Annotated in this window: 25 protein-coding genes and 2 pseudogenes; 18 read left to right on the top strand and 9 right to left on the bottom strand. The window is 70.7% G+C overall.

Annotated features, from left to right (window positions below):
• The first annotated feature begins 3 nt into the window (after positions 1-3).
• From ACIG36_RS23965 to ACIG36_RS23925, 9 genes and pseudogenes are all read left to right on the top strand, one after another.
• Entirely contained in the window at positions 4-927 is a 924-nt protein-coding gene (locus ACIG36_RS23965) for an N-acetylneuraminate synthase family protein (RefSeq protein ID WP_399931339.1), read from the top strand.
• Between the two features lie 11 nt (positions 928-938).
• Positions 939-2174: a hypothetical protein gene (locus ACIG36_RS23960; RefSeq protein ID WP_399931337.1), complete on the top strand. Its 1236-nt coding sequence runs from the start codon at positions 939-941 to the stop codon at positions 2172-2174.
• A 113-nt stretch (positions 2175-2287) separates the two neighbouring features.
• Complete coding sequence (locus ACIG36_RS23955) at positions 2288-3520, top strand: amidohydrolase (RefSeq protein WP_399932282.1); 1233 nt, start codon at positions 2288-2290, stop codon at positions 3518-3520.
• A gap of 130 nt (positions 3521-3650) precedes the next feature.
• On the top strand, positions 3651-4682 hold the full coding sequence (locus ACIG36_RS23950; RefSeq protein WP_399931334.1) for a BMP family protein: 1032 nt from the start codon (positions 3651-3653) through the stop codon (positions 4680-4682).
• Between the two features lie 281 nt (positions 4683-4963).
• Positions 4964-6502 (top strand): annotated as a pseudogene (locus ACIG36_RS23945) (ABC transporter ATP-binding protein); the annotation flags it as partial.
• A gap of 227 nt (positions 6503-6729) precedes the next feature.
• On the top strand, positions 6730-7836 hold the full coding sequence (locus ACIG36_RS23940; protein ID WP_399931331.1) for an ABC transporter permease: 1107 nt from the start codon (positions 6730-6732) through the stop codon (positions 7834-7836).
• Entirely contained in the window at positions 7833-9125 is a 1293-nt protein-coding gene (locus tag ACIG36_RS23935; RefSeq protein ID WP_399931328.1) for an ABC transporter permease, read from the top strand. Before ACIG36_RS23940 ends, ACIG36_RS23935 begins: the two co-directional genes overlap by 4 nt.
• Complete coding sequence (locus ACIG36_RS23930; RefSeq protein ID WP_399931325.1) at positions 9125-9520, top strand: cytidine deaminase; 396 nt, start codon at positions 9125-9127, stop codon at positions 9518-9520. Before ACIG36_RS23935 ends, ACIG36_RS23930 begins: the two co-directional genes overlap by 1 nt.
• A gap of 96 nt (positions 9521-9616) precedes the next feature.
• Positions 9617-10900 carry a thymidine phosphorylase gene (locus tag ACIG36_RS23925; protein ID WP_399931324.1) on the top strand — a complete coding sequence of 428 codons (1284 nt, stop codon included), beginning with the start codon at positions 9617-9619 and terminating at the stop codon, positions 10898-10900.
• A gap of 101 nt (positions 10901-11001) precedes the next feature.
• On the opposite strand, the gene ACIG36_RS23920 is transcribed toward ACIG36_RS23925, so the two are convergent.
• Entirely contained in the window at positions 11002-13278 is a 2277-nt protein-coding gene (locus ACIG36_RS23920; protein ID WP_399931321.1) for a DPP IV N-terminal domain-containing protein, read from the bottom strand.
• 129 nt (positions 13279-13407) lie between these two features.
• Here ACIG36_RS23920 and ACIG36_RS23915 point away from each other — a divergent pair, with 129 nt between their 5' ends.
• Complete coding sequence (locus tag ACIG36_RS23915; RefSeq protein WP_399931319.1) at positions 13408-14160, top strand: TetR/AcrR family transcriptional regulator; 753 nt, start codon at positions 13408-13410, stop codon at positions 14158-14160.
• A 39-nt stretch (positions 14161-14199) separates the two neighbouring features.
• Here ACIG36_RS23915 and ACIG36_RS23910 read toward each other — a convergent pair.
• Both ACIG36_RS23910 and ACIG36_RS23905 read right to left on the bottom strand, forming a co-directional pair.
• Positions 14200-14361 (bottom strand): annotated as a pseudogene (locus tag ACIG36_RS23910) (DUF6255 family natural product biosynthesis protein); the annotation flags it as partial.
• Positions 14358-14927, bottom strand: coding sequence for an ATP-binding protein (locus ACIG36_RS23905; protein ID WP_399931316.1), 570 nt, complete (start codon positions 14925-14927; stop codon positions 14358-14360). The pseudogene ACIG36_RS23910 and the gene ACIG36_RS23905, both read right to left, overlap by 4 nt.
• A 253-nt stretch (positions 14928-15180) precedes the next feature.
• Between ACIG36_RS23905 and ACIG36_RS23900 the strand changes: the two genes are divergently transcribed.
• The 5 genes from ACIG36_RS23900 to ACIG36_RS23880 all read left to right on the top strand — a co-directional run bounded on the left by ACIG36_RS23900 (position 15181) and on the right by ACIG36_RS23880 (position 18006).
• Positions 15181-16059, top strand: a complete 879-nt coding sequence (locus tag ACIG36_RS23900) for a helix-turn-helix domain-containing protein (RefSeq protein ID WP_399931313.1) — start codon at positions 15181-15183, stop codon at positions 16057-16059.
• 8 nt (positions 16060-16067) lie between these two features.
• Positions 16068-16268 carry a DUF397 domain-containing protein gene (locus ACIG36_RS23895; RefSeq protein ID WP_399931310.1) on the top strand — a complete coding sequence of 67 codons (201 nt, stop codon included), beginning with the start codon at positions 16068-16070 and terminating at the stop codon, positions 16266-16268.
• 126 nt (positions 16269-16394) lie between these two features.
• Positions 16395-16994, top strand: a complete 600-nt coding sequence (locus ACIG36_RS23890) for a Uma2 family endonuclease (RefSeq protein ID WP_399932279.1) — start codon at positions 16395-16397, stop codon at positions 16992-16994.
• A gap of 221 nt (positions 16995-17215) precedes the next feature.
• Entirely contained in the window at positions 17216-17482 is a 267-nt protein-coding gene (locus ACIG36_RS23885; RefSeq protein ID WP_399931307.1) for a hypothetical protein, read from the top strand.
• A 2-nt stretch (positions 17483-17484) separates the two neighbouring features.
• Complete coding sequence (locus ACIG36_RS23880) at positions 17485-18006, top strand: hypothetical protein (protein ID WP_399931306.1); 522 nt, start codon at positions 17485-17487, stop codon at positions 18004-18006.
• A 99-nt stretch (positions 18007-18105) separates the two neighbouring features.
• Here ACIG36_RS23880 and ACIG36_RS23875 read toward each other — a convergent pair whose 3' ends face one another.
• On the bottom strand, positions 18106-19485 hold the full coding sequence (locus tag ACIG36_RS23875) for an MFS transporter (RefSeq protein ID WP_399931303.1): 1380 nt from the start codon (positions 19483-19485) through the stop codon (positions 18106-18108).
• Positions 19486-19530: 45 nt separating this feature from the next.
• Here ACIG36_RS23875 and ACIG36_RS23870 point away from each other — a divergent pair, with 45 nt between their 5' ends.
• Positions 19531-20538 (top strand): LysR substrate-binding domain-containing protein, encoded by a 1008-nt coding sequence (locus ACIG36_RS23870; RefSeq protein WP_399931300.1) that lies wholly within the window; start codon positions 19531-19533, stop codon positions 20536-20538.
• A 16-nt stretch (positions 20539-20554) separates the two neighbouring features.
• Here ACIG36_RS23870 and ACIG36_RS23865 read toward each other — a convergent pair whose 3' ends face one another.
• The gene (locus ACIG36_RS23865; protein ID WP_399931297.1) at positions 20555-21385 is read right to left on the bottom strand and encodes an alpha/beta hydrolase; all 831 of its coding nucleotides are present in this window, start codon (positions 21383-21385) and stop codon (positions 20555-20557) included.
• A gap of 104 nt (positions 21386-21489) precedes the next feature.
• On the opposite strand from ACIG36_RS23865, the gene ACIG36_RS23860 reads away from it, so the two are divergent.
• A complete protein-coding gene (locus tag ACIG36_RS23860; protein ID WP_399931294.1) occupies positions 21490-22650 on the top strand; it encodes an adenosine deaminase in 1161 nt (386 codons plus the stop codon).
• A gap of 198 nt (positions 22651-22848) precedes the next feature.
• The gene (locus ACIG36_RS23855; RefSeq protein WP_399931292.1) at positions 22849-23316 is read left to right on the top strand and encodes a hypothetical protein; all 468 of its coding nucleotides are present in this window, start codon (positions 22849-22851) and stop codon (positions 23314-23316) included.
• 116 nt (positions 23317-23432) lie between these two features.
• Here ACIG36_RS23855 and ACIG36_RS23850 read toward each other — a convergent pair whose 3' ends face one another.
• The 4 genes from ACIG36_RS23850 to ACIG36_RS23835 form a co-directional block, all read right to left on the bottom strand.
• Positions 23433-23651: a PspC domain-containing protein gene (locus ACIG36_RS23850; protein ID WP_399931289.1), complete on the bottom strand. Its 219-nt coding sequence runs from the start codon at positions 23649-23651 to the stop codon at positions 23433-23435.
• A 159-nt stretch (positions 23652-23810) separates the two neighbouring features.
• Positions 23811-24365 carry a VanZ family protein gene (locus tag ACIG36_RS23845; RefSeq protein WP_399931286.1) on the bottom strand — a complete coding sequence of 185 codons (555 nt, stop codon included), beginning with the start codon at positions 24363-24365 and terminating at the stop codon, positions 23811-23813.
• A 100-nt stretch (positions 24366-24465) separates the two neighbouring features.
• The gene (locus ACIG36_RS23840) at positions 24466-25059 is read right to left on the bottom strand and encodes a hypothetical protein (RefSeq protein WP_399931283.1); all 594 of its coding nucleotides are present in this window, start codon (positions 25057-25059) and stop codon (positions 24466-24468) included.
• The gene (locus tag ACIG36_RS23835) at positions 25056-26564 is read right to left on the bottom strand and encodes an ATP-binding protein (protein WP_399931280.1); all 1509 of its coding nucleotides are present in this window, start codon (positions 26562-26564) and stop codon (positions 25056-25058) included. Before ACIG36_RS23835 ends, ACIG36_RS23840 begins: the two co-directional genes overlap by 4 nt.
• Position 26565: the final 1 nt, after the last annotated feature.

The raw sequence follows: 26565 nt of genomic DNA, 5'->3' as shown, positions 1-26565 counted from the left end.
CACATGAGCCCCCTCCGCACGCGCATCCTCGGCAACCGCCCCGTAGGCCCTGGCCACCCCGTCTACATCACCGGCGAGATCGGCATCAACCACAACGGCGACCTCACCAACGCCTTCGCCCTCATCGACGCCGCCGCCGACGCCGGCTGCGACGCCGTGAAGTTCCAGAAGCGCACCCCCGAGATCTGCACCCCGCGCGACCAGTGGGACCTCGAGCGCGACACGCCGTGGGGCCGGATGACCTACATCGACTACCGCCACCGGGTGGAATTCGGCGAGGACGACTACCGCCGCATCGACGAGCACTGCCGCGCCCGCGGCATCGCCTGGTTCGCCTCGCCCTGGGACACCGAGTCCGTCGCCTTCCTCGAGAAGTTCGACGTCCCCGCCCACAAGGTCGCCTCCGCCTCCCTCACCGACGACGACCTGCTGCGCGCCCTGCGCGCCACCGGCCGCACGGTGATCCTCTCCACCGGCATGTCCACCCCGAAGCAGATCCGGCACGCCGTCGAGGTGCTCGGCAGCGAGAACATCGTCCTCTGCCACGCCACCTCCACCTACCCCGCCAAGGCCGCCGAGCTCAACCTCCGGGTGATCAACACCCTGCAGGCCGAGTACCCCAACGTCCCCATCGGCTACTCCGGCCACGAGACCGGCCTGCAGACCACCCTCGCCGCCGTCGCCCTCGGCGCCGCGTTCGTCGAGCGGCACATCACCCTCGACCGCGCCATGTGGGGCTCCGACCAGGCCGCCTCCGTCGAACCCGGCGGACTGCAGCGCCTCGTGCGCGACATCCGCGTGGTCGAGGAGTCGCTGGGCGACGGCGTCAAGCGCGTCTACGACAGCGAGCTGGGCCCCATGCGCAAGCTGCGCCGCGTGGCGGGCGTGGTCGCCGAGGCGGGCGACCGCGAACCCGTAGCGGTCTGACGGGCACCGCGGTGACCACGCCCGAGGGGCCGGAGACCGGCCCGCCCCCGGAGGCGGCGGCGACTCCCGGCCGCCGCCTCCGGGGGCCCCGGCGCGCCGGGCTCCCGGCCGCCCCCACGCTGGCCTTCGTCGAGAGCCCGGTGCAGCTGCTGAACGTCCTCGAATGGGCGTACCGCGCCGCTCGCCGGCCGGCCCCCGCCCCACCCGGCGACGCCGCGCGCCCGCTGCGCGACGGGGTGCCCCGCCAGCCCGAGCGGCGGGACATCACCCCCCTCGCCGGCGACCTCCTCGTCGTGGTCCTGGCCCCGCACGACCCCATGACCCGCGGCCAGCTGCGGCGGATGACCGAACTGGCCCGCGACCAGGGCCACCGGGTCCGCTGGGAGGAGGCCCGCGGCGGCCCGACGGCGCCGCTGAGCACCGTCCGCGCGCTGGCCGGGCCGCTGCGCGCGGCGCGCCGGGTCGTCATCGGCGACCCGTTCTCGCGCTATGTGCAGCTGCTGCTGACCATCACCCGGGCCCGCGAGCTGATCGTGGTGGACGACGGCACGGCGACCATGGAGTTCGTCTCCCAACTCGCCCGGGGCGAACGCCTCGTACGCTGGCACCGGGCCCGCGGCGCCGGCGGACTGGGGGCGCGTGAGCTGATCCTCGCGCCGGTCACCGCATCAGCGCGCCGGAAGCTCACTCCGAACGCCCGCCGTACGGTGGAGATCTTCACCGCCATGCCGGTCGAGCCGCCACCCGGAGCGACCGTCACGGCCAACGACTTCGCCTGGACCCGGGCCACCCACGGCCCGCCCCGGCTCACCGGCGGTACCGACCTGGTGGGCACCTCGCTCGTGGAGACCGGCGTCGTGGACCCCGGGCGCTACCTGGACGCCGTCGCCGCCCTGGCCCGCGCCCACGGCGCCACCCGCTACTTCGCCCACCGCCGCGAGCACCCCGACAAGCTCCGCCGCATAGCCACCGGCATCGGACTGGAGATCGTCCGCCCCGAACTGCCGCTGGAGCTGATCGCCCGCCGCGGCCCCATCGGGCGCACCGTCGTGAGCTTCCCCTCCACCGTGGTGCACACCCTGCCGCGGGCGCTGGCGGGCACGGGCGTGAGCGTCGCCGTCTGCGACATCGACCCCGCCTGGCTCACCGAGCACGCCTCGCCCCGCGCTGGGGACTTTCTCTCCGGAGTGACCGGTACGGCGCGCGATGTGCGTCGTCTGCCGTACGCATCCGCCTCTACGACGTAGGCCGTAATTACGGGTCATACCCCTCGACGGACCCATCCATGCGGCTGAACTTTTCTTGATCGAGGGACAGTTGCCCCATTCGGGGCTCTACTCTTCGCAGGGTGAATCATCTGATGCCCTGCGAAGCCGATCCCGAAACCGTCAGCGGCGAACTGCCCGGCGTGCTCCCCTCCGGGCTGCGCGCAGAACTCATCGCGTTCCGCCGGGACTTGCACATGCACCCCGAGCTCGGAAACCGCGAGTTCCGCACCACCGCGGCGGTCCGGGCCCGGCTCGAGAAGGCAGGACTCAGACCGCGTACGCTCACCGGCGGCACGGGCCTCATCTGCGACATCGGACGGGACGGCGCCTCGTACGCCGCCGCCGGCCGCCCCGTGCTCGCCCTGCGCGCGGATCTCGACGCGCTGCCCATCCCGGACACCAAGACCGTCCCCTACCGCTCCACGGTCCCCAGGATGGCCCACGCCTGCGGCCACGACGTGCACACCACCGTCGTACTGGGCGCCGGCCTGGTCCTCGCGGACCTGGCGAAGAAGGGGCTGCTGCCCAACCCGGTCCGGCTGATCTTCCAGCCCGCCGAGGAGGTGCTGCCCGGCGGCGCGCTCGACGCCATCGAGTGCGGGGCGCTGGACGGCGTGGGCCGCATCCTGGCCGTGCACTGCGACCCCAAGGTCGAGGTGGGCCGCATCGGGCTGCGGACCGGCGCCATCACCTCCGCCTGCGACCGCCTGGAGGTCGCCCTGGCGGGCCCCGGCGGCCACACCGCCCGCCCGCACCTGACCACCGACCTGGTGACCGCCGCCGCCCGGATCGCCATCGACGTGCCCGCCGTACTCGCCCGCCGGGCCGACGCCCGTTCGGGACTGTCCGTCACCTGGGGCCGGCTCGAGACCGGGCACGCCGCCAACGTCATCCCGCAGCACGCCGAGCTCTCCGGCACCGTCCGCTGCCTGGACGTGCACACCTGGCGGGAGGCACCCGACCTGGTGCACGCCGCCGTCGACGAGATCGCCGCCCTGCACCGCGCCAAGTCCGAGATCAGCTACGTCCGCGGCGTGCCGCCCGTGGTCAACGACGCCGAGGTCACCGCCCTGCTGCGGCGCGCCATGACCACCCGCCGGGGCCGCTACGCCGTCGAGGACACCGAGCAGAGCCTGGGTGGCGAGGACTTTTCCTGGTACCTGGAGCACGTCCCCGGCGCGATGGCCCGGCTCGGCGTGCGGCCCGTGGGGGATACGACCCCGCGTGACCTGCATTGCGGTGATTTCGACGTGGATGAGGACGCGATCGAGGTCGGCGTGGAGCTCTTTACCGCAGCCGCGCTGCTGGATGGCAACCGAATGTAGGCAATATGGTCAAGTCCGGTTAACGACGAATCGATAACGGCTTGCGGGCACCCCTTTTATCTGCATCTACGCGCGTTACGATTCCCGCGAACCAGCGCCAATGGAGGCGCTTCGAGTGAAGGGGCCCCTCGTGCGCCGGGTATCCACCATCGCTGTCGCGGGCATCAGCACCGCGGCTCTCGCATTCACTCTCACCGCCTGTGGTGAGTCCTCCACCGAGTCCGGTGACGCCAAGGGCAAGGGCGTCGGCCTTGCCTTCGACGTCGGCGGCCGTGACGACCACTCCTTCAACGAGTCCGCCGCCCGCGGCGTGGACAAGGCGGAGAAGGAGCTGGGCGTCAAGTCCAAGATGATGACGGCCAAGAACAACGAGACCGAGGCGGACCGCGAGCAGCGGCTCACCTCCCTCGCCGAGGCCGGTTACAACCCCGTCATCGGCGTCGGCTTCAACTACTCCAAGTCGATCGAGAAGGTCGCCAAGGAGTTCCCCAAGACCAGCTTCGCCGTGGTCGACTCGGTTGCCCCGGGCAAGAACATCGACAGCATCACCTTCGGTGAGCACGAGGGCTCCTACCTCGCCGGTGTCGCCGCCGCGCTGAAGTCCAAGAGCCACAAGGTCGGCTTCATCGGTGGCGTGAACAACGCCCTGATCCAGAAGTTCCAGGCCGGCTTCGAGCAGGGCGCGAAGGACACCGACTCCAAGATCGAGGTGTTCTCGGAGTACCTGTACGCCAACAACGACAAGGGCTTCAACGACCCGGCGGCCGCCAAGGAGAAGGCCAAGGGCATGCTCGACCGCGGCGCCGACGTGGTCTACACCGCGGCCGGTCTCTCGGGCAACGGCTCGATCGAGGCCATCTCGGGCCAGAAGGGCGCCTGGGCGATCGGCGTCGACTCCGACGCGTACCAGCAGCCGGGTCTGGCCAAGTACAAGGAGTCGATCCTCACCTCCGTGGTGAAGAACGTGGACGTGGCGGTCTTCGACCTCATCAAGAGCGTCCAGGACGGCAAGCCGCTGTCCGGTCCGCACGCCTACCTGCTGAAGGACGGCGGCGTGTCGCTGGCCACCTCCGGCGGCAAGATCGACGACATCAAGGACAAGCTCGAGGCCGCGAAGAAGAAGATCGTGGACGGCCAGGTCAAGGTCCGCACCTCCCCGTGATCGCAGGCCGGTACCGACCGGCCCGTAGGGACTGCCGGCCCGGCGGTTGAGGATCACTCCTCACCGCCGGGCCCGCACATACGCCCCCGGCCACCGCCGGGGGCGTCCCCCGCCAAGAACGCTACGCGCGTAGCACCACATTGACGCGTGTAGCGTCGCCTCCTGCCCAGCCGGATCCCCCGTTACCCCGCACGGCCCAGTCCGGCTCCCGCTCCCTTCTTCTCCGAGGAGAGTGCGCCATCAAAGCGTCCACCAAAGAGCCCAGCAGTACCGCCCCCGCGGTGGAACTCGCGGGAATCACCAAGCGATTCCCCGGCGTCGTGGCCAACCACGACATCCACCTGACGGTCCGCCGCGGTTCCGTCCACGCCCTGTGCGGCGAGAACGGCGCCGGCAAGTCGACCCTGATGAAGATCCTCTACGGCATGCAGAAGCCGGACGAGGGCACCATCACCCTCGACGGCGAGCAGGTCACCCTGCACACCCCCGCCGACGCCATCGCGCGCGGCATCGGCATGGTGCACCAGCACTTCATGCTCGCCGACAACCTCACCGTGCTCGAGAACGTCGTCCTCGGCGCCGAGAAGCTCCACGGCATCGGCAACAAGGCCCGCGCGAAGATCAAGGAGATCTCCGACGCGTACGGCCTGGGCGTGCGCCCCGACGTCCTCGTCGAGGACCTCGGCGTCGCCGACCGCCAGCGCGTGGAGATCCTCAAGGTCCTCTACCGCGGCGCCCGCACGCTGATCCTCGACGAGCCGACGGCTGTCCTGGTCCCGCAGGAGGTCGACGCGCTCTTCGACAACCTGCGCGAGCTCAAGGCCGAGGGCCTGACGGTCATCTTCATCTCGCACAAGCTCGGCGAGGTGCTCTCCGTCGCCGACGACATCACCGTCATCCGCCGCGGCACCACCGTCGGCACCGCGGTGCCCAGCGAGACCACGCCCAAGCAGCTCGCCGAGCTGATGGTCGGCGAGGAGCTGCCCTCGCCGGAGACCCGCGAGTCCACGGTCACCGACGTCCCGATGCTCACCGTCGACGGCCTGCACCTGTCGGCCACCGACTCCGACGGCGTCGTCCGCGCGGTGCTCGACGGCATCGCCTTCACCATCCACAAGGGCGAGGTCCTCGGCCTCGCGGGCGTGGAGGGCAACGGCCAGGCCGAGCTCGTCGAGGCCATCATGGGCATGCGCACGCCGGACGGCGGCACCGTCACCCTCGACGGCGCCGACATCACCACCGCCCCCACGCGCAAGCGCCGCGAGGACGGCATCGGGTACATCCCCGAGGACCGGCACCGCCACGGCCTGCTGCTCGAGGCCCCGCTGTGGGAGAACCGCATCCTCGGCCACGTCACCGAGAAGCCCAACAGCAAGGGCGGTCTCATCGACATCAAGGCCGCCCGCGCCGACACCGAGCGGATCGTGCGCGAGTACGACGTGCGCACCCCCGGCATCGACGTCACCGCGGCCTCGCTGTCCGGCGGCAACCAGCAGAAGCTGATCGTCGGCCGCGAGATGAGCCACCTGCCCAAGCTGCTCATCGCCGCGCACCCCACCCGCGGTGTGGACGTCGGCGCGCAGGCGCAGATCTGGGACCAGATCCGCGAGGCGCGCCGCGAGGGCCTGGCGGTCCTGCTGATCTCCGCCGACCTGGACGAGCTGATCGGGCTCTCCGACACCCTGCGGGTGATGTTCCGCGGCCGCCTGGTCGCCGACGCCGACCCCGCCACGATCACCCCGGAGGAGCTGGGCTCGGCCATGACCGGCGCCGCCTCCGGCCACCTCGAGCACCACGAGGACGGCGAGGAGGGCGGCGAGCCGGCGGACCCGGCCGACCCGGCCGACCCGGCCGACCCGGCTGACCCGGTGGAGTCGGTGGAGTCGGTGGACGAGAAGTCCGAGAAGAAGGCGGACGAGAAGCCCGCGACGAAGCTCGAGAAGAAGTCCGTGAAGAAGTCCGACGACGCGAAGTCCGAGAAGGACACGCAGTCCGACGCGAAGTCCAAGGACGCGAAGTCCAAGAAGAAGGAAGGCGGTGACGCGAAGTGAAGAAGTTCGACAAGGACAAGCTGATCCTGGGCCTGGCCGCCCCGGTTCTGGCGATCGTGGCCGCGCTGGCCATCACCTCGATCATCATCGCCTCCACCGGCCAGGACCCGTTCCACGCCTACGAGGTCATGGTCGACTTCGGATCCAAGGCCGACAGCCAGGTCTGGATCATCAACAAGGCGACGCCGTACTACCTGTCCGCGCTGGCGGTGGCCATCGGCTTCCGCATGAACCTGTTCAACATCGGCGTCGACGGCCAGTACCGCATCGCGGCCTTCTTCGCCGCCGTCGTCGGTGGCGCGCTGACCCTGCCCGGCATCATCCAGATCCCGCTGATCATCCTCGTCGCGATGATCGTCGGTGCCGTCTGGGCGGGCATCGCCGGTCTGCTGAAGACCACGCGCGGCGTCAACGAGGTCATCAGCACCATCATGCTGAACGCCATCGGCGCCTCGCTCATCGGCTACTTCCTGCAGGACGGGCGGCTCGCGGAGAAGGAGGGCAACCTGATCCACACGCCCTACCTGCCCGACTCCGCCCACTTCTTCGAGATCCCGACCACGCCCAAGCCCATCTACGGCTTCGTCGTGATCGCGGCCCTCGCGGGCGTCGCCTACTGGTTCGTCCTGAACCGCACGCGCTTCGGCTTCGACCTGCGCACCGTCGGCCGCTCCGAGTCCGCGGCCCAGGCCAGCGGCGTCAGCGTCAAGCGCATGGTGATCACCGCCATGGTGCTCTCCGGCGCCATGGCCGGCCTCGTCGGCATGCCGACCCTGCTCGGCGTGTCCTACAACTACGGCACCGACTTCCCCGTCGGCATCGGCTTCACCGGTATCGCCATCGCGCTGCTCGGCCGCAACAACCCCATCGGCATGGCCCTCGCGGCCCTGCTCTGGGGCTTCCTGGAGCGCACCGGCACCCAGCTCGAGTTCGAGGGCTACGCCCAGGAGATCGTCGGCGTGATCCAGGGCGTCATCGTCCTGTGCGTCGTCATCGCCTACGAGATCGTGCGCCGGTACGGACTCAAGGTCCAGCAGCGCAAGGTCGGCGAGGAGCTCGCCGCCCAGGCCCGTAAGAGCGACAAGGCGGAGGCCTCCGCATGAGTACGACCTTCACCTCTGCGCTCGCCGACCGGCTGAGCGGCAAGAACAAGGACAACAAGGGAGCCCGCCGGCTCTCCTACCCCGTCGTCCTCCTGATCATCGCGGGCGCGGTGCTGCTGCTGTCCGCCCTGCGGATCATCACCAGCGCCGAGGACCTGACCTCCTCGGGCCAGTGGAGCGGCGCTCTCGGCGCCGCCGTGCCGATCGGTCTGGCCGGCCTCGGCGGCCTGTGGGCCGAGCGCGCGGGCATCGTCAACATCGGCCTCGAGGGCATGATGATGCTCGGCACCTTCTGTGCCGGCTGGATCGGCTGGCAGCACGGCCCGTGGGCGGCAGCCCTGGCCGGCGTCGTCGGCGGCGCCATCGGCGGTCTCGTGCACGCCGTCGCCACCGTCACCTTCAACGTGGACCACATCATCTCCGGTGTGGCCATCAACATCCTGGCGCTGGGCTTCACCCAGTACCTGGCCAAGATGTGGTTCGGCGCCGAGGGCAGCGAGGCGCAGCAGGCGGGTGGCAACGACAAGCAGTCGCCCGTCATGGAGAACATGGGCCACTTCTCGGTCCCCGGCCTGTCCGACTGGCTGAACTCGATCGAGAAGCACCACTGGTTCCTCGTCTCCGACGTCGCCGGGATCCTCGACGGCCTGGTCACCGACGTGTCCTGGCTGACGATCGTCGCGGTGCTGCTGTTCGTCGGCACGTTCTTCGTGCTGTGGCGCTCGGCCTTCGGCCTGCGCCTGCGGTCCTGCGGTGAGAGCCCGGTGGCGGCCGAGTCCCTCGGCGTCAACGTCTACACCTACAAGTACGCGGCCGTGGTCGTCTCCGGCGCCCTCGCGGGCCTGGGCGGCGCGTTCCTGGCCATCGGCACGCACATGTACTCCGACGGCCAGACCGGTGGCCGCGGCTACATCGGCCTCGCCACGATGATCTTCGGTAACTGGCGTCCGGGCGGCGTCGCGATGGGCGCGGGCCTGTTCGGCTTCATGGACAGCCTTCAGCTGCGCGCCGGCGGCCCGACCGTCCACGCGCTGCTGCTGCTCGTCGCGGTGCTGCTGGTCGGCCTGGCGCTGTGGCGCCTGAAGGCCGGCAAGAAGCGGCCCGCGATCATCAGTGGTGCCGTGGCCGTGGCGCTGATCGTCTGGTACGCGCTCACCACGACCGTGCCGCTGGAGCTCGTCGACGCCACCCCCTACGTGGCGACGCTGCTGGTCCTCTCGCTCTCCGCACAGCGCCTGAGGCCACCGAAGGCCGACGGCCAGCCGTACCGGAAGGGACAGGGTAAGTAGTGAGCTCTTCCGTCGACTGGGAGAACTTGCGCGCGCAGGCCCGGGACGCCATGTCCCGGGCCTACGCCCCTTACTCCCGCTTCCCCGTCGGTGCCGCGGCCCTCGTCGACGACGGCCGCACCGTCACCGGCTGCAACGTCGAGAACGCCGCCTACGGAGTCGCCCTGTGCGCCGAATGCGGCCTGGTCTCCAGCCTCGTCGCCTCCGGCGGCGGCCGCCTGACGGCCTTCACCTGCTGCGACCTGCACGGCAACATCCTGATGCCGTGCGGCCGCTGCCGGCAGCTGCTGTGGGAGCACGGCGGCCCTGAACTGGCCGTCGACACCACCACCGGCATCCGCCCGCTGGCGGAGCTGCTGCCGGACGCGTTTGGGCCCGCCGACCTGAATCGTTAAAGATGTCCCCTAAGCGCCGGACGGGCTGAGGTTTCAGCCCGTCCGGGTCACTTTCCGGCCCCGGGAAGACCTGAGGACTACGAACCTAAGGAAAATGTGCTGATGGACGCCATTTCCGTTATCCGCACCAAGCGCGACCGCGGCCGTCTGAGCGACGAGCAGATCGACTGGATGATCGACGCGTACACCCGCGGTGAGGTCGCCGACGAGCAGATGTCCTCGCTCGCCATGGCCATCCTGCTCAACGGCATGGACCGCGCGGAGATCGCCCGCTGGACCGCCGCGATGATCAAGTCCGGTGAGCGCATGGACTTCTCGTCCCTGCCCGTGCCCACCGCGGACAAGCACTCCACCGGCGGCGTCGGCGACAAGATCACGCTGCCGCTGGCCCCGCTCGTCGCCGCGTGCGGCGCGGCCGTCCCGCAGCTCTCGGGCCGCGGCCTGGGCCACACGGGCGGCACGCTCGACAAGCTGGAGTCCATCCCCGGCTGGCGCGCGCTGCTCTCCAACGACGAGATGATGGACGTCCTGCGCAACGTCGGCTCCGTCATCTGCGCCGCCGGCGACGGCCTGGCCCCGGCCGACAAGAAGCTCTACGCGCTGCGCGACGTGACCGGCACCGTCGAGGCCATCCCGCTGATCGCCTCCTCCATCATGTCGAAGAAGATCGCCGAGGGTACGGGCTCGCTCGTCCTCGACGTCAAGGTCGGCTCCGGCGCGTTCATGAAGAACATCGAGGACGCTCGCGAGCTCGCCTCCACCATGGTCGGCCTCGGCACCGACCACGGCGTCAGGACCGTCGCCCTGCTCACCGACATGTCCACCCCGCTCGGCCTCACCGCGGGCAACGCCCTCGAGGTCCGCGAGTCCGTCGAGGTCCTGGCCGGCGGCGGCCCGGCGGACGTCGTCGAGCTCACCCTGGCCCTGGCCCGCGAGATGCTCGACGCGGCCGGCATCAAGGACGCCGACCCGGCCAAGGCCCTGGCCGACGGCTCCGCCATGGACCACTGGCGCCGCATGATCATCGCCCAGGGCGGTGACCCGGACGCGACCCTGCCGGTCGCCCGCGAGCAGCACGTGGTCACGGCCACCTCCTCCGGCGTCCTGACCAAGCTCGACGCCTACGCCGTCGGCGTCTCCGCCTGGCGCCTGGGCGCGGGCCGCGCCCGCAAGGAGGACCCGGTGCAGGCCGGCGCGGGCATCGAGATGCACGCCAAGCCGGGCGACACGGTCACCGCGGGCCAGCCGCTGATGACCCTGCACACCGACACCCCCGAGAAGTTCGACTACGCCCTGAAGGCCCTCGAGGGCGGCGTCGAGATCTCGGCGGCCGGCACGGCGTTCACCCCGAACCCGATCGTGCTGGACCGCATCGCGTAAGCGAAGCCCGTCACCGACGAGGCCCGTCAGCGGCATCGGCCGAGCCGGTGTGGAAAGCCCCCGCCCCCCGCGCGGGGGCTTTCCCCTTTTCGCCGGGCCGGTCAGCTGAAGGCGTCGGCTATCAGCTGCGGGTCGAACGGGACCGGGGTGAGCCGGTAGCCCTCCGGCGGCTCGACGCCCAGCAGGTGGCGGACCAGGAAGTCCCACCGGCGCCGGGTCACGTAGTGCTCGTAGCCCATGAAGAGGTGCTCCGCGCCCGGCAGGATCAGCAGCTCGAAGTCCTTGTCGGCGGCTATGAGGCGGTCGACCAGCCGCATCGTCAGATGGGGGTGGACGTTGTCGTCCATGCCGCCGTGGACCAGCAGCAGCTTCCCCTCGAGCCGGTCGGCGATCTCCACGTTGGACGAACGCGCCCAGGCCTCCTCGCTCTGCCCGTCGTAGCTCTCGGCCCACGCCAAGAGATAGTTGCGGTTCTCGTGATTGCCGGCCTCGGAGACGCCGACCTTGTAGACCTCGGGGAAGGCGCACATGGCCCGTACAGTCGCGTAGCCGCCGCCCGAGTGGCCGAAGATCCCCACCCGGTCGAGGTCCATCCACGGCCGGTCCGCGGCGAGCTGCCGCAGCGCCGCCACGTGGTCCACCATGCCGCCCGCGTCGCTCAGATGACCGAACGAGGCATCGTGGAAGGCCTTGTCACGCCCGGGAGTGCCCCGCCCTTCGAGCGCGACCACCACGAACCCGAGCGCGGCCACCGCCTCGGCGTCGGGCCCGAACACCCCCGGGTCGAAGGAGGGGTGAACCCGCCGCATGTGCGGTCCGGGGTAGGGGTGGTCGATGACCGGGTAGCTCTTGTCGGGGTCGAAGCCGTGCGGCCGGTAGAGCACCCCGTAGATGTCGGTCACGCCGTCGGCCGCCTTGACCTGGAACCGCTCCGGGGGCGTCCAGCCTGTGGCGCTCAGCCGGCTGATGTCGGCGCGCTCCAGCTCGACGAGCACCCGCCCGTCCCAGCCGCGCACGGTGATCGAGGGCGGTGTGTCCGTCGTGGACGCCGAGTCGAGGAAGTACCGCCCGTTCCCCGGCACGGTGACGACGTGGTCCAGATCGTCGTCGGTGATCCGCGCGAACCCGGAGCCGTCCAGCCCGACGCGGCACACGGACCGGCGGTACGGGTCGGCCGCCACCAGCCCGGAGGCGACGAAGTACACCACCCGCCGCTCCTCGTCGACGTGCAGGATCTCCTGCACCGCCCACCGACCCGAGGTCACCTGCCCGCGCACCTCTCCGGTGCGGGCGTCGTACAGGTACAGGTGCCCCCAGCCGTCGCGCTGCGAGTACCAGAGCACCTCGTCACCGCCGGCCAGCACCCTGACCATGGGGTGCTGCGCCATCAGCTGGTTGGGCTCCACCCGGGTCTCGCCGGTCTCCGTCAGTACCGTGCTCACCTCGCCGGTGACGGCGTCCAACCGGTGCAGGCTCAGGGTGCGGACGTCACGCGACTGGCTCAGGTAGTACACCGCCGAGCCGTCCTCGGCCCACCAGGCCCACTTGGTCGTGATCGGCGACATCAGCGGTATCGGCTGCGGCTCGGTGCGCGCCGGCACCGCCTCGCCCGTGGCGACGTCGAGGATGACGAACCGGCCGAGCGGAAGCCGCTCGTCGCCGGGGAACGCGAACCGCTGCGTCAGCAGCCGCGGCGCGTCGCCGTCGTCCGGCATGGCCTCCACCAGGTGCGTGGTGCGCACCTCGCGCAGGTCGGTGCGGTGGGTGAGGACGCGGGTCGAGTCGGGCGACCAGGTCAGCGCGGGCGGCAGATGCGGTATCCCGATCTTGTTCAGCAGGACGGTGGGGGAGAAGGGGCTCGTCCCGTAGGCGTGGTCCGCCTCGCCGTCGGTCGTGAGGGGCTTCTCCTGCCCGTCCGTGCGCACCCACAGGTCGTGATCGCGCAGGAAGACGGCCTGCTTCCCGTCGGGGGACACCACGTCCAGGAAGCCACCGGACGCCTTCGGCTCGGTCTTCTCGCACACGTAGGTGTCGAGCGTGCAGCGCCAGTGGGCGTCGAAGGCGTCGAACTCGACGGCGCCGTCGGAGGGTTCGATGGCGGCGAAGGGCAGCGCGGCGACGTCCACGTCCTGCCCCGAGGCCGCGGCCAGGGCGGCGGCCAGCCGATCGTGGTCGAACGCCGCGGCGCGCGTGCCCGCCACCGGATCGACGAGGACGAACCGCCGGCCCGCCGAGGTGTCGACGGTGTACCAGAAACGGCCGCCGTCCCCGATCCAACGCGGCCTGACCTGGCCTCCGTGCACGAGCTGCGAACGGTTGTGCCGCAGCAGCTTCTCGGCGGTCCGGTAGGCGGAGACGTCGAGGTGTTCGGTATTCATGAGATCCCCCCAAGGAGCAGCATGTGCGCACGCTGTACGCTTACTTGCGAACACTGTACGCATCGCGGAACGGTGTTCGCAACCCCCTTCCGGTGTGGGCTAATCTGACCCGGACGGAGAGGAGCCGCCATGACGGCCGATGACCAGCCGATTCCCTCGGCCTGGACCCGCCCGCCGCGCGGCCGCCGCGAGCGGCCCGCGCTGAGCCGGGAGCAGATCGTGGCCGAGGCCATCCGGCTGCTCGACGCCGAGGGCGTCGAAGCGCTGAGCATGCGGAAGCTCGGCACCAGCCTGGGGGCCGGCGCCACCTCCCTCTACCGGCACGTGACGAACAAGGACGAGCTGATGGAGCTGGTCCTGGACGAGGTCTTCGGCGAACTGCGCCCCCCTGTCGCCACCGACGAGGCCGACTGGCGCGAGATCGTCGCCGAAGGCGCCCACAACGTGCGCGCGATGATCCTCCGTCACCCCTGGCTCGCCTCCGTGCTCGGCCAGATCGGCACGGCCTACCTCGGCCCGAACCTCATGCGGCAATCGGAGAACATGCTCGCCCTGCTGGAGTCCGCGGGCTTCAGTCTCAAAGAGGCCGAAAGCGCCGCGAGCACCGTCTTCTCCTACGTCATCGGCATGACGAGTGCCGAGGCCGCGATGCTGGCGATGCTCGCCCGCAACGGCCGCACCGAGGCCGATTGGGCCCAGCAGGTGCTTCCCGCCGCCCAGCAGGCCGTGGCGTCCTACCCGCGCCTCAGCGCGCTGTACTTGGAGTACGGCGACAAGGACCCCCAGCAGACCCGCGACGAGGACTTCGCCCGCGGCCTCGACCACATCCTCGACGGCCTGGCGGTCGCCCTGGGCGCCGAGCGCGCACGCCGCACCGACTGAGCCGAGTGGGCCCGGCATGCGCCGCAACCGCTCCGCCGCGATCAGCGCGCCAGGGCTGGGCCTGACGGTTTCCGGCAACGCCGGGGGCCGCAGGGCCCCGTAATCGTCGAACCGGCGCGTCCCGCACCGCCCGCAGCACCATGAACCGTCCGTGTCCTGCGACCACCCCGCGTGATGCGGGCAGTTGAGAACGGCGCTCATGACGCGTGCACCTCCCGCACATGCCGCCGCACCGCGATCGTCGCCTCGACCGCCTGGTGCATGCCGCCCCGGTCCACGGCCTCCCGCTGCGCCGCCCACAGCTCGACGCACTCGTCACATTCGCCACTGCTCCAGCAGGAGCGGCTCCGGCCGGCCGGCGCGCCGAGCACGAACCAGGTCGCCTTCCCCGGCCCGGGGCCATGGGCGCACACCCCCCACGCGTCCGATCCCTGCTCGATCAGCATCAGACCACGGCCCGATTCGTCATCGGCCGACGCCGTGCGCCCGCGTACGGGCAGGCCGGCCGCGCTGTCGTGCACGAGGACGCGCAGGCGCCCCGGTCCGGTCCACTCGGCCACGAGCGTGACGGGGGTCGTGCAGCCCCTTGCCCGACAGGCGTTGACCGCGTTCGTGACGGCTTCGGAGGTGAGCGTCACGGCGGTGTCGGCGAGGTCGGTCCGACGTGCGGCTGTCAGCAGCGTTCGTACCGCCTCGCGCGCGGCGCGCACCCATGCGGGGTGGGGTGGGAAGACGAGAGAGCAGTCGGGGGCTGGGTGGGTTTCCATGAGGAGCCCTCCTTGGGCAGGCACTGGTGCCCGTGGTCGGCTGATCCGGTGTCTTGTCCGCTTCAACTCCCGTTGAAACGGGTGCACTTCCGCAACGCCGCATGCCGGGCCGGTGGTGAAACCGTACGGGCAGACTTGAAACTGTTCCAAGGTTGTCCGCGCGATTCCCCACGCAAGGGTGATGTTCGAACGATTGGGTGGACCGGTCTCCGGCTTGCGCGACACACTGCGCACGGCTACAAGGAGGGACCGCATGCCACCGAGAACCGCCCCCAGTGAACGGCAGCGCCGACTCGGCGCGGAACTGCGGAAACTGCGTACTCGCGCCCGTATGTCCGGCGACGAAGTCGCCGCACTGCTCGACGCCGACCGCCCTCGAGTGAGTCACATCGAGGCTGGGCGCGTGGACGTGCCGCGAAACGGCCTGTACAAGTTGCTACAAGCCTACGGCTGCGAGGAAGGCCCACTGTTCGAGGCGCTCATGGCCATGGCCCATGACCGGGGGAAGGGCTGGTGGGACGAGTTCGGCGATGTGATGGCCCGCAGGGCCCTCGATTTGGCAGAGCTCGAGTCGCGGGCGATCAGCGTTCACCTTCACGAACCGTCGATCATTCCCGGCCTGTTGCAGACGGAAGACTATGCGCGCGCAGTGATTTCGAGCATCGAGTGCGATCGGCAACACTTGGAACGTTGGGTACGGTTCAGGCTTGAGCGGCAGCGTGCGCTGGCAGGTTTCGAGGAGTACCACGTTGTCATCCACGAGTCGGCACTGCGCATGCGCGTCGGCGACTCGAGGGTCATGAGGAAGCAGCTCTTGAAGCTGATCGAGATTGCCCGCCTGCCTCATGTGAAGTTGCAGATCTTCCCGTTCGAGATGGGGCCGTACTCACCGCACAGTCGGTCCTTCATTCTCTTCGGTGGGCCGACACCTGAGCTGAACACCCTCTACAGGGAGTACTCGACCAGCGCGGAGTTCACCGGGGATGGCCACCGCATCGCCGAGTACGCCAGAATGTTTGAGCGATTGGCGTCTCTGGCGCTTGCCCCCATCGACCCAGCGGCAGCTCCTGAGGACCAGAAGCCTCAGGACTCGCTGAGCTTGCTCCAGCATGTCTTGTATGAACTGCGATAGGTAACTGCATGTGTCAGCTGGAATGGCGCAAGTCCTCGTTCAGTACAGGAGCGAACAACGACTGCGTCGAAATCTCTCCTGCCCCCGGCGGCCTGATACGCCTCCGTGAAAGCGACCGCCCCACCGCCGTCATCACCACCTCCCCCACCACTTGGGCGACCCTCCTCAACACCGTCAAGGCCGGCAGGCTCCCCGGCGGAACGGCGTGACGGGAACGGGGCCGCCCATAGGCCCCACCGCCTGCACGCCTCGTACGGGTGAACGAGAGCGGTGGACCGCCCCAAGGGCCGTTCGGCATGCTGGGCTGTGGTGACACACCGATCGAGGGGATCGCCGTGAGCGCACTCACTGTCGACCACGGGCCGGACTACGGCTGCGGCTGGGATGAGCTCGTCCGTGCCTGGGAGGACATCGATCCTCCCGAGGGCTGGAAGGCGGAGATCATTGAGGGGCTCATCACCTTGTCACCCGCGCCCGCCAACAAGCACAACGTCATCGCAGGCAAGCTTCAGCGCTCCTTGTACACGGTGATTCCGGAGGACTGGGGGATCTATCAGACGCTTGCCGTCTCCGTGCCGTCGCGCAGCGGACTCTTCATCCCGGACCTGGTCGTGGCGCCAGAGGCGTCGCTGATCGAGCTGTCCGAGTCCGAGCACTTCATCCCCGCGGGTTCCTGCCCGTTCATCGCGGAAATCACGTCGAAGTCCAGCCTCAGGCACGACCGGGTGAGCAAGCCCGCTGCCTTCGCACACGCCGGGGTGCCGCTGTATCTGCTCGTCGACAGATGGGCCCAAGGCGGCCCGACGATCACTCTCTACGGTGAGCCCAAGGACGACGTCTACCGCGTCCTGCAGGCGGGGAAGTTCGGGGACGCGATTCATCTGCCCGCGCCGTTCGACATCGCCATCGACACCGGCGTCTTTCCCGGCGCCTGACATGAACGCGAAGAGGGAGGCGGCCGATCAGGCCCGCCCGGCCGCCACCGTGGCTCCGCCTGCCGCCTGAGTCGTGGCGGCAGAGCCGCACGTGCGTCAACGCCACGCACATAATCCTTCGTTGGGATGGTCATTCGATCCCTGGGAGCTGGCACGGCGAGCCGCTGGGCAGCGGTAGTCCGTATGCACGCAGCGGATTCGAGAGAAGGACTGGTCTCGTCATGCTCCACAGGATCAGGAAAGCAGCGCCGCTCGCCGTGGCCGTCGTCATGTCTGCCACGTTCGCCGGCGGCCTGGGAGGCGGCACGGCTGCGGCCGCGGCCGGGGGTGGTTGCGGCAACAGCGCCCCGGCGCAGACCAACGGGAGCCTCGTCAACGACACGGTCCAGCAGGGCAATGCCACCGTCGGGAACGGCGCAGATCTCGTGAACTGCCGTGTCGCCGACGTCAACGCGGCCTTGAGCGGCCCCAACGGGTCAGAGGGTTGATCGTGGCGATCGGCATCTCCAAGCGCCGGGCGCTGTGCCTCGCGGTCAGTGCGGCGCTGGCTCTCGTCAGCGCCGCGGCGACCGCGCCTTCCGCGCAGGCGGACTCCGTCTCGTACCGGATCAAGCTGACGACCGGGCCGCACGGCGGGTGCGGGACCGACAACACCGTCATGGGGCAGTTGATCGACGCCTCAGGGCATGAATCCGCATGGGTCAAATTCGACAAGTCCTGGTACGACGACTTCGAAACGAACGACGTCGACACGTACACGATCAACGTGCCCAGAGGCTTCAACGCGAAGAAAATCCAGCTCTGGAAGGGAGGAAACGACGACTGGTGCTTCCGCGGTGGGTTCTCGAACTTCTCCGTCACCAGGCCGAACGGCAGGGAGGACGGCGTCAATACACCAACGGCCCGCGTGTATTGGCTCACCGAGGAAGAGGAACGCAGGGAGCCGACCCCCGCCAACACCACGTACGACTACTACTACCACCACTACTCGCCGGCGTGGACCCTCTACTGACGGACAACCCGAAGGCCCCCTCCCACCAGGACAGGTGATGGAAGAGGGCCTTCGAGCCGAGGAACGACGATCAGGGAAAGGCGGTCACGGCCGCGCCGGTCAGACGCGGCCCGCCATCGCCGACCCCCGACCCCCGGCCGCCACCGCGGCCACCGCCGCGCTGCGTCGTGCCGCCAGTGCCTGGCGCGTGCCCATCAGGGTCACCGACACCGCGCCCACCATCGCCAGGAAGCCCAGCAGCACCGTGCCGTCCCAGCCGGCGGCGTGGAAGGCCAGGGCGCCCAGCGTGCCGCCGATCGAGCTGCCCAGGTAGTAGGCGGTCTGGTAGAGGGCCGAGGCCTGGGCGCGGCCCGTCTTCGCCGCGCGGCTCACCGCCGACGAGGCGACCGCGTGGCCCGCGAAGAAGCCCGCCGTGATCAGGACGAGGCCCGCCAGGACCGCCGTAAGCGACGACGTCAGCGTCAGCAGCAGGCCGATCGTCGTCGTGCCCACCGCCAGGTACAGGGCGCCCCGCCGGCCCATGCGGCCGACCAGCTTGCCCGCCGCCGCCGACGAGACCGTACCCACCAGGTAGATCAGGAAGATCGAGCCGACCACACCCGGCGGCAGCGAGAACGGATGCTCCGCCAGCCGGTAGCCGACGACCGTGTACACCGCGCCGAAGACGGTCATGAACAGGCCGCCGATCAGGTAGAGGCGGCGCAGCAGCGGGTTCGACAGGTGGGCCCCCACCGTGCGGCCCAGCGCGCGCACCGACACCGGTGCAGCGCTGAAGTGGCGGGCCCTCGGGACCATCAGCCGGAACGTCAGCGCGCACAGCACCGCAAGGACGCCCACCGCCGCCAGGCCCGCGCGCCAGCCCCAGGCCTGCGCCACCCAGCCGGCCAGGATCCGGCCGACCATGCCGCCGATGCTGTTGCCCGCCACGAACAGGCCGATCGCGCCGATCAGTGCCTTGGGGCGCACCTCCTCCGCCAGGTACGCCATCGCCGACGCCGGGACGCCCGCCAGCGCGGCGCCCTGCACCGCGCGCAGCGCCGTCAGCCAGCCCAGGCTCGGGGCGAACGGCACGAGCAGGGCCAGCAGCGCGGCGACACACAGCGCGGCGGTCATCGTCGTACGCCGTCCGTAGCGCTCGGACAGGGCGCTGAGCGGGACGACCGCGACGGCGAGGCCTCCGGTCGCGGCGGAGACGGTCCAGCTGGCCTGACCGGGCGTCACGCCGAGGTCGTCGGAGATCGCGGGGAGCAGCGCCTGGGTGGAGTAGAGGAGGGCGAAGGTGGCCACACCGGCGGCGAAGAGCGCGAAGCTCATCCGGCGGTAGCCGGGCCCACCGGGCATCAGCCGGGTGTCATCGGAGTCGCACGCCGAACCTGACGCAGCGGAGCCGGACGGACGGGACTCGGGACGGAGGGACGACGAGGTGGAGGCACCCGAACGCATGATGACGACGGATGCCCCGGTATCGGCAGGAGGCATGCGGAAACCGTATGCAGCCTGCATCTGATGCGTCCAATGCACAGAATGGCGATAATCGATCCTGTGTTGCATGAACGCAGGTCACGGCGGCCCTTGTCATCGGCCGGCAACGAAAAAGACACTTCTGTTACAGCCGATGTGGAAGCCGACTCCTGGGCCGTGACGCTCACCCCGCGCCTCGCCCAGTTCGTCGCCGTGGCCCGCCACGAGCACGTCACGCGCGCCGCGCAGCAGCTCGGAATGCCGCAGTCCACGCTCAGCCGTTCGATGGCCCGCCTCGAACACGACCTCGGCGTCGCGCTCTTCGCCCGCCACGGCCGCACGGTGTCCCTCACCGCCGCCGGCCGCACCTTCCTCGCCACCGTCGACCGCGCCCTGTCCGAGGTGGACCGCGCCGCCGAGTCCGTACGGGCCGACGCCGACCCCGCGGCCGGCAAGGTCGCGTTCGGGTTCCTGCACACGATGGGCTCCGAGACCGTACCCGAGCTCATCCGCGCCTTCCGAACCGATCACCCGCGCGTGCGCTTCCAGCTCGTCCAGAGCTACGGCGAGGCCATGATCGAGCGGCTGCGCGACGGCGAGCTCGACCTGTGCCTGACCTCGCCCGTGCCGGACGAGCCCGACCTCGTCGCCCGGCGGCTGGACGAGCAGAAGCTGCGGCTCGTCGTGCCGGACGACCACCCGCTGGCCGTCCGCAAGCGCATCCGCCTCGCGGAGGCGGCCGGGGAACTGTTCGTCACCCTCGAACCGGGCTACGGGCTCCGGCGCATCACCGACGCGCTGTGCGCGGAGGCGGGGTTCACGCCCAAGGTCGCGTTCGAGGGCGAGGACCCGGAGACGCTGCGCGGCCTGGTGGCCGCCGGGCTCGGGGTCGGCCTGCTGCCACCGCCCGCCGTCCCGCGCCCGGACGTCGTCGAACTCACCGTCACCGCCCCGCGCGCCGTCCGCGAGATCGGCGTTGCCTGGCTGGACGGGCACCCGGACACCCCGCCGGTGGCGGCGTTCAAGAAGTTCCTGCTCTCTCGCAGGGGGCAACTCCTGCTGCACCGCTAGCACCCGCTAGCACCCGCTAGTACCGCAGCGACGCCCCGAACCCCGACGCCAGCGGCATCCGCAGCCCCAGCGGCGGCGGCGCCGCCAGCGCGTCCGCCACCGGACGCGCGTAGTGGTGGCCGAACAGCGAGCCCCGGACGAAGTCCGCCGCCAATGCCAGCACTTCGAGCCGGTGCTGGCGCAGCGTGTGACCGTCGGAGTGGACCTCGAAGCGGCACACGTCGCGGTTGACCTTCTTGGCGCGCTCGGCGAGGCGGTACGACAGATCGGGGTCGGTGCGCTCGTCGTTGGTGCCGTGCACCAGCAGCACCCGTCTGCCCGTGAGCTGGCGCACCGGGTCGGGGTCGAGCACGGCCTCCGGCTCGGGCAGCCAGGGGGCGATCGCCAGCACCGCCGTGACGGCCGGGTGCCCGGCGGCCCGCAGCGCGGCGCGGGCGCCCATGCCCGTACCGATCAGGCAGACCGGTACGTCGCCGTAGCGCCGCACCACCTCGTCCGCCGCCCATTCGGCGTCCCGCACGGGGTGCGCGGCGGGACCGTTCCAGCCGCGGTGGCGGTAGCGGACGACATGGACCACCAGCCCGTCCCGTTCACCCGCTCGGGCCAGTCGGCGTGCCAGCTGTCGCTGGGCGGCCGCGGCCAGGAACGAGGGGCGGCGCAGCCCGGCCGGGGCGCCGCCGGGGAGCAGCAGGGCCACGCCGTGCACGGCGTTCCCGGCGGCCACCGCACCGAGCGGCCTGCCGAGGCGGGCCGTGTCCGGCAGGCCTTCCGGTCCCGTCCGTCCCGCCTGCCCCTCGCGGCCCGTCGGTCCTTCCGGTTCTCGCTGCGGCAACGCTTGTTGCACCATGGCAGACAACGATGGCAGAAGGACGGGCGGTGTCCACCCCGCCGATGGGTCACCGTTCCGTATCGTTCGCCGACATCTACGCGCGTAGGGGCTAGAGTGCCGAAATGACGAGCGAGACCACCTCCCAAGTGACTTCTCCGACGGGCCCCCGCCCGAACCCCGAGCAGATCCGCCGTGCGCCCAAGGTGCTGCTCCACGACCACCTCGACGGCGGTCTGCGCCCCGGCACGGTCGTCGACCTCGCGGACGCGATCGGCTACGACAAGCTCCCCGAGACCGACCCCGACAAGCTGGGCGTCTGGTTCCGCGAGGCGGCCGACTCCGGCTCGCTGGAGCGCTACCTGGAGACCTTCGCGCACACCTGCGCCGTGATGCAGACCCGCGAGGCGCTGATCCGCGTGGCCGCCGAGTGCGCCGAGGACCTGGCCGAGGACGGCGTCGTCTACGCCGAGGTGCGCTACGCCCCCGAGCAGCACCTGGAGGCCGGTCTCACCCTCGAGCAGGTCGTCGAGGCCGTGAACGAGGGCTTCCGTCAGGGCGAGGCGCGGGCGCGCGCCAACGGCCACCGCATCCGCGTCGGCGCGCTGCTGACCGCCATGCGGCACGCGGCCCGCGCGCTGGAGATCGCCGAACTGGCCAACCGCTACCGCGACTCCGGCGTCGTCGGCTTCGACATCGCGGGTGCCGAGGCGGGCTTCCCTCCCACCCGTCACCTGGACGCGTTCGAGTACCTCAAGCGCGAGAACAACCACTTCACCATCCACGCGGGCGAGGCCTTCGGCCTGCCGTCCATCTGGCAGGCCCTGCAGTGGTGCGGCGCCGACCGGCTGGGCCACGGCGTGCGCATCATCGACGACATCGAGATCGCCGAGGACGGCTCGGTGAAGCTCGGCCGGCTGGCCTCCTACGTGCGGGACAAGCGCATTCCGCTGGAAATGTGCCCGACCTCGAACCTCCAGACCGCGGCGGCCGCTTCGTACGAAGAGCACCCCATCGGACTTCTCCGTAATCTGCATTTCCGGCTGACGGTGAACACCGATAATCGTCTGATGAGCGGCACCAGCATGAGCCTGGAATTCGAGCACCTGGTCAAGGCCTTCGGCTACTCGCTGGACGACATGCAGTGGTTCACGGTCAACGCCATGAAGTCGGCCTTCATCCCATTCGACGAACGTCTCGCCATGATCAACGACGTGATCAAGCCGGGCTACGCCGAGCTGAAGTCCGAGTGGCTGTTCCGCCGCCCGGCGACGGAATCCGTCTGACCAGCAATTCCCGTCCGGCCCGGCGCGCGGGCCGGCGCGCATGAATACAGTGAATTCGGCCGGGGCTTCAAGCCCCGGCCGTTTTGCTGCCGTGTCCTTCATTGCGGGCTCACCGCGGTCGTCGCTACGTTGCAGTGCCGCTCGGCATTTCCGCGTCATTCCCGTCATCGTCATTCCCGTCATGAGGACAGGTCTCTGATGAAGCAGGCATCTCTCAAGGCTCTCGGCGCCGCCGTTCTCGGTGCCGCCTTCGCCGTCGCCGCGGCGGGCACCGCCTCCGCCGGCACGCTCGAGTCCGTCACCACCACCGCCACCGGCGCCGCCAAGGGGGTTCCGGTGGCCCAGCTGGCCCCGGCGGTGCCCACGGGCGGGCCGGCGCTCCTCGCCACCGACCACCTCGTCCGCTCCGGCGTCCTGGAGCAGACGGCCAAGGCGGGCGACATCGCGCTCGCACCCCACCTCCCGACCGACAAGCTGACCGGCCCCCTCACCGGCAAGCAGGCGGGCCAACCCGCCGGGAAGCAGGCCGGGCACCCCGCCGGGAAGCAGGCGGGCCACCCCGCCGACAACAAGGGCAACGCGGGCCTGCTCGGCGCGCTGCCCACCAATGTCATCGCGCCCAACGGGCTGTCCATGCCGGGCCTGGGCACCCCCAACATCCGCTGACGCGGCGGCGCACCCACGCACGGAGTACGGGACGAAGAGCGCGACGGGCCGCGCACCCTCGAACGGAGGGTGCGCGGCCCGTCGCGCGTACCGCCGCCCGAAGAGCGCCGGGCGGCCTACCAGGTGGAGGTCTTCGCGGCGGCGCGGGCGCTGCCCTCGGACGGCATCAGGATCCACAGCACGATGTAGAGCACGAACTGCGGGCCGGGCAGCAGGCACGAGGCCAGGAAGATCAGGCGCATCGTCGTGCGGGACATCCCGAAGCGCTCGGCCAGGCCCGCGCAGACGCCGGCGATCATCCTGTGGTTGCGGGGGCGGACCAGCGGAGCGGACATGGCGGCGACTCCTCGTTCGTCGGACACCGGTGCGGCGTCATCAGTGATATCCAGCGTTGTCCAGCGATAGCTGCACAGGAGTGCGGGAACAGTGCGGGAACGTTTTCCCGATTCCTCATGCCCTCAACGCTACGGCCGCCGACCGGGCAAAGCGTCACTCTACGGTGCGATCCCGACCCTTGGGATCGTCGGGGTCAGACCCCGGTCCGCCTCCTCCCGCCGGAGGGGCAAGGTAGGGCCCGCCTCACCCCTGCGGCGTAGCCGGGCCCGCACCGCCGGTACCACCGCGAGATGGGCCACCGTCACCCCCGTGACGTTCATCAGCAGCGCGTCCACGTCCAGGACCTGCCCCACCACACCGCTCTGCACCACCTGCAGCGCCAGCGAGATCATCGCGCTGGTGAAGACCGTCCGCGCCAGCGACACCGGCGTCGACGCCGCGATCCGGCCCCCCGCCCACGGCAGCAGCACCCCCAGCGGGGCGAACGGCAGAACCCCCGCGCCTATCGAGCGCGCCGCGTCCCAGGGGCTCAGCGCCAGATCGGCCCGGATCGTGGCCAGCGGCTCCAGCCGGGCGGGCGTCACCCACGGCGCGGTCAGCGGCCGCAGGGCGAGCCAGCCGAGCACCAGGAGATGCACTGCCAGGAGGACACAGCCCGCCACGCGGTAGCGGTATCGGAGGGCGGGCGTACCGCCGTAGCCATGACGCTGCACGCCCCCCAGGACGCCGCGCGCGGGGCGCGCGGTTCCGCCGCCGGGTACAGAGAGTCAGCGCCGCTTTCCGGGCAGCGCCGGGCCGGCCGGGCCCCGCACGTCAGGAGACGGACGCGGCCCCGCCGTGCACCGACTCCGGATGTGTACGCGTCGCATCGGTGCACGGATAGCTCTTCGGCTTCTCCTCGCCCGGACCGCCCAGCACCACCGCACTCCGGCCGTCGGCCGCCGCCGTACCGGCGAACGTGCACACGACCTGCGCGAGCGCGGGCGGAGGCAGATCGTCCGGCGCGGAGTTCAGCCGCAGCGTGCCCGCCGGATCGCCCTGCCGCGGCCCGCTGACGGTCAGCCGCTGCGGCACCTCGGTGGAGAACCCGGCCTCGTCCTCGACGGGCGCCGGCTGCCGCTTCAACTCGTCCAGCAGGAGCCGGGCCAGCGCCACCGGGTCCTCCGGAGAGGCGTGCTCGACCAGCCGGGTCACGGGGAGTAGCTGCGAGGTGCACAGCAGCTGTACGGACATCCGCGCACGGCTCTCGGGCTGCGCGCTCTGCGCGCCGGGGCGTACCACGCACGTCGCCCGCGAGGGAGCGCTGCCGGCGTCCACGGGCACCGCCGTGCCCCGGATGCCGCACGCGGTGAGCACGCTCAGCCCGGCCGCCACGGCGACGGCCCGGGTGACGGCGGCGAACCTCATGACGCACCGCCTTCCGCGTCCTGGCCGGAGGACGCCCCGGGGCCGCCCTCCTCCAGCGCCGACGCGTCGCGCGGCAGGGTCAGCGTGAACACGGCGCCGCCCTCCGGCGAGTTCGCGGCGGTGATCTCGCCCCGGTGGATGTGGGCGTTCTCCAGCGCGATCGACAGGCCCAGACCGCTGCCCTCCGAACGCGGCCGCGAGGCGCTCGCCTTGTAGAAGCGGTCGAAGACGTGCGGCAGCACGTCCTCCGGAATGCCCGGCCCGTGGTCGCGCACCGCGATCACCAACCGGTCCTCGGTCTCCCGCACCGAGACCCGCACCGGCGAACCGCCGTGCTTGAGGGCGTTGCCGATGAGGTTGGCCAGTATGACGTCCAGGCGGCGCGGGTCGAGCCGGGCCATGATGCCCCGCTCGGCGTCCAGTTCGACGGCGTCCAGCCAGGCGCGGGCGTCGATGCACGCCGTGATCTGGTCGGCGATGTCCACATCGTCCAGCACCAGCCGGGCCGTGCCCGCGTCGAAGCGGGTGACCTCCATCAGGTTCTCCACCAGGTCGTTCAGCCGGCGGGTCTCGCTCACCACGAGCTGCACCGCGGGCGCGATCATCGGATCGAGGGAATCCGCCTCGTCCTCCAGCACCTCCGTCACGGCGGTGATCGCCGTGAGCGGGGTCCGCAGCTCGTGCGACATGTCGGCCACGAAGCGCCGGCTCGCCGCCTCCCGCGCGCTCAGGTCCTCCACCCGCTTCTGCAGCGACTCCGCCGTCCTGTTGAACGTCCGCGACAGATCCGCCAGCTCGTCGGTGCCCGACACCTGCAGCCGGGTGTCCAGCTTCCCCTCGCCGAGCCGGCGCGCCGCGTCACCGAGCCGCTGCACGGGCCGCAGCACCGTGGAGGCGGCCGCCTGGGCCAGCAGCGCCGAGCCGATCAGCGCCAGGCCCGTGGCGATGCCCAGCGACCAGCCCAGCGAGTTCAGGTCCGCCCGCTCGTTCTCCAGCGACTTCAGCAGGTAGCCCGTCGGCCCACCGCCGATCACCTTCGCCCCGGCCACCAGATACGGCTTGCCCTCCAGGGTGATCCGCTGCCAGTACAGGTGATACGGGTAAGGGTTCGACTCGTCGACCTTGCGCTCCCGGTTGACGGCCGTCACCAGCGTCCGGGGCACCACCGACAGCGTGAACAGATCCCGGTCCGACAGCGCCGCGCAGTCGCCGCCGCCCTTGACCTTGCCGATCAGCAGCACCTCGTACTTCTGCGAGGTCGCCGCCATCCGGTCCGCGGCCTCCTGCAGCTCAGGACACGTCGGCGTCAGCGGCAGCGAACCCGTACTGTCCTGCAGCGTCTTGCGGAAGTCGTCCAGGGCGGCGTTCTGGGTCCGGGTGAGGACCGCGTCGCGGTTGAGCCAGTACGCGATGGCCGACGCCGACACCGCGGCCGCCAGCGCCACCAGCGCGAACACCAGCATCAGCCGCAGCCGCAGGCTGATCCGCCGCATGCTCAGCTTCATG

Source organism: Streptomyces sp. NPDC053048 (assembly GCF_044547045.1).
Taxonomy (GTDB): Bacteria; Actinomycetota; Actinomycetes; order Streptomycetales; family Streptomycetaceae; genus Streptomyces.
This window is presented reverse-complemented; position numbering and strand designations above follow the sequence as displayed.

Bases quoted from the DNA above. Each gene is read 5' to 3' on its own strand.
- ACIG36_RS23840 (WP_399931283.1), bottom strand. From the start codon at position 25,059: ATGAGGTTCGCCGCCGTCACCCGGGCCGTCGCCGTGGCGGCCGGGCTG.
- ACIG36_RS23905 (WP_399931316.1), bottom strand. From the start codon at position 14,927: ATGGAAACCCACCCAGCCCCCGACTGCTCTCTCGTCTTCCCACCCCAC.
- ACIG36_RS23900 (WP_399931313.1), top strand. From the start codon at position 15,181: ATGCCACCGAGAACCGCCCCCAGTGAACGGCAGCGCCGACTCGGCGCG.
- ACIG36_RS23935 (WP_399931328.1), top strand. From the start codon at position 7,833: ATGAGTACGACCTTCACCTCTGCGCTCGCCGACCGGCTGAGCGGCAAG.
- ACIG36_RS23920 (WP_399931321.1), bottom strand. From the start codon at position 13,278: ATGAATACCGAACACCTCGACGTCTCCGCCTACCGGACCGCCGAGAAG.
- ACIG36_RS23870 (WP_399931300.1), top strand. From the start codon at position 19,531: ATGGCGATAATCGATCCTGTGTTGCATGAACGCAGGTCACGGCGGCCC.
- ACIG36_RS23855 (WP_399931292.1), top strand. From the start codon at position 22,849: ATGAAGCAGGCATCTCTCAAGGCTCTCGGCGCCGCCGTTCTCGGTGCC.
- ACIG36_RS23885 (WP_399931307.1), top strand. From the start codon at position 17,216: ATGCTCCACAGGATCAGGAAAGCAGCGCCGCTCGCCGTGGCCGTCGTC.
- ACIG36_RS23835 (WP_399931280.1), bottom strand. From the start codon at position 26,564: ATGAAGCTGAGCATGCGGCGGATCAGCCTGCGGCTGCGGCTGATGCTG.
- ACIG36_RS23860 (WP_399931294.1), top strand. From the start codon at position 21,490: ATGACGAGCGAGACCACCTCCCAAGTGACTTCTCCGACGGGCCCCCGC.
- ACIG36_RS23850 (WP_399931289.1), bottom strand. From the start codon at position 23,651: ATGTCCGCTCCGCTGGTCCGCCCCCGCAACCACAGGATGATCGCCGGC.
- ACIG36_RS23865 (WP_399931297.1), bottom strand. From the start codon at position 21,385: ATGGTGCAACAAGCGTTGCCGCAGCGAGAACCGGAAGGACCGACGGGC.
- ACIG36_RS23955 (WP_399932282.1), top strand. From the start codon at position 2,288: ATGCCCTGCGAAGCCGATCCCGAAACCGTCAGCGGCGAACTGCCCGGC.
- ACIG36_RS23965 (WP_399931339.1), top strand. From the start codon at position 4: ATGAGCCCCCTCCGCACGCGCATCCTCGGCAACCGCCCCGTAGGCCCT.
- ACIG36_RS23895 (WP_399931310.1), top strand. From the start codon at position 16,068: ATGTGTCAGCTGGAATGGCGCAAGTCCTCGTTCAGTACAGGAGCGAAC.
- ACIG36_RS23875 (WP_399931303.1), bottom strand. From the start codon at position 19,485: ATGCCTCCTGCCGATACCGGGGCATCCGTCGTCATCATGCGTTCGGGT.
- ACIG36_RS23915 (WP_399931319.1), top strand. From the start codon at position 13,408: ATGACGGCCGATGACCAGCCGATTCCCTCGGCCTGGACCCGCCCGCCG.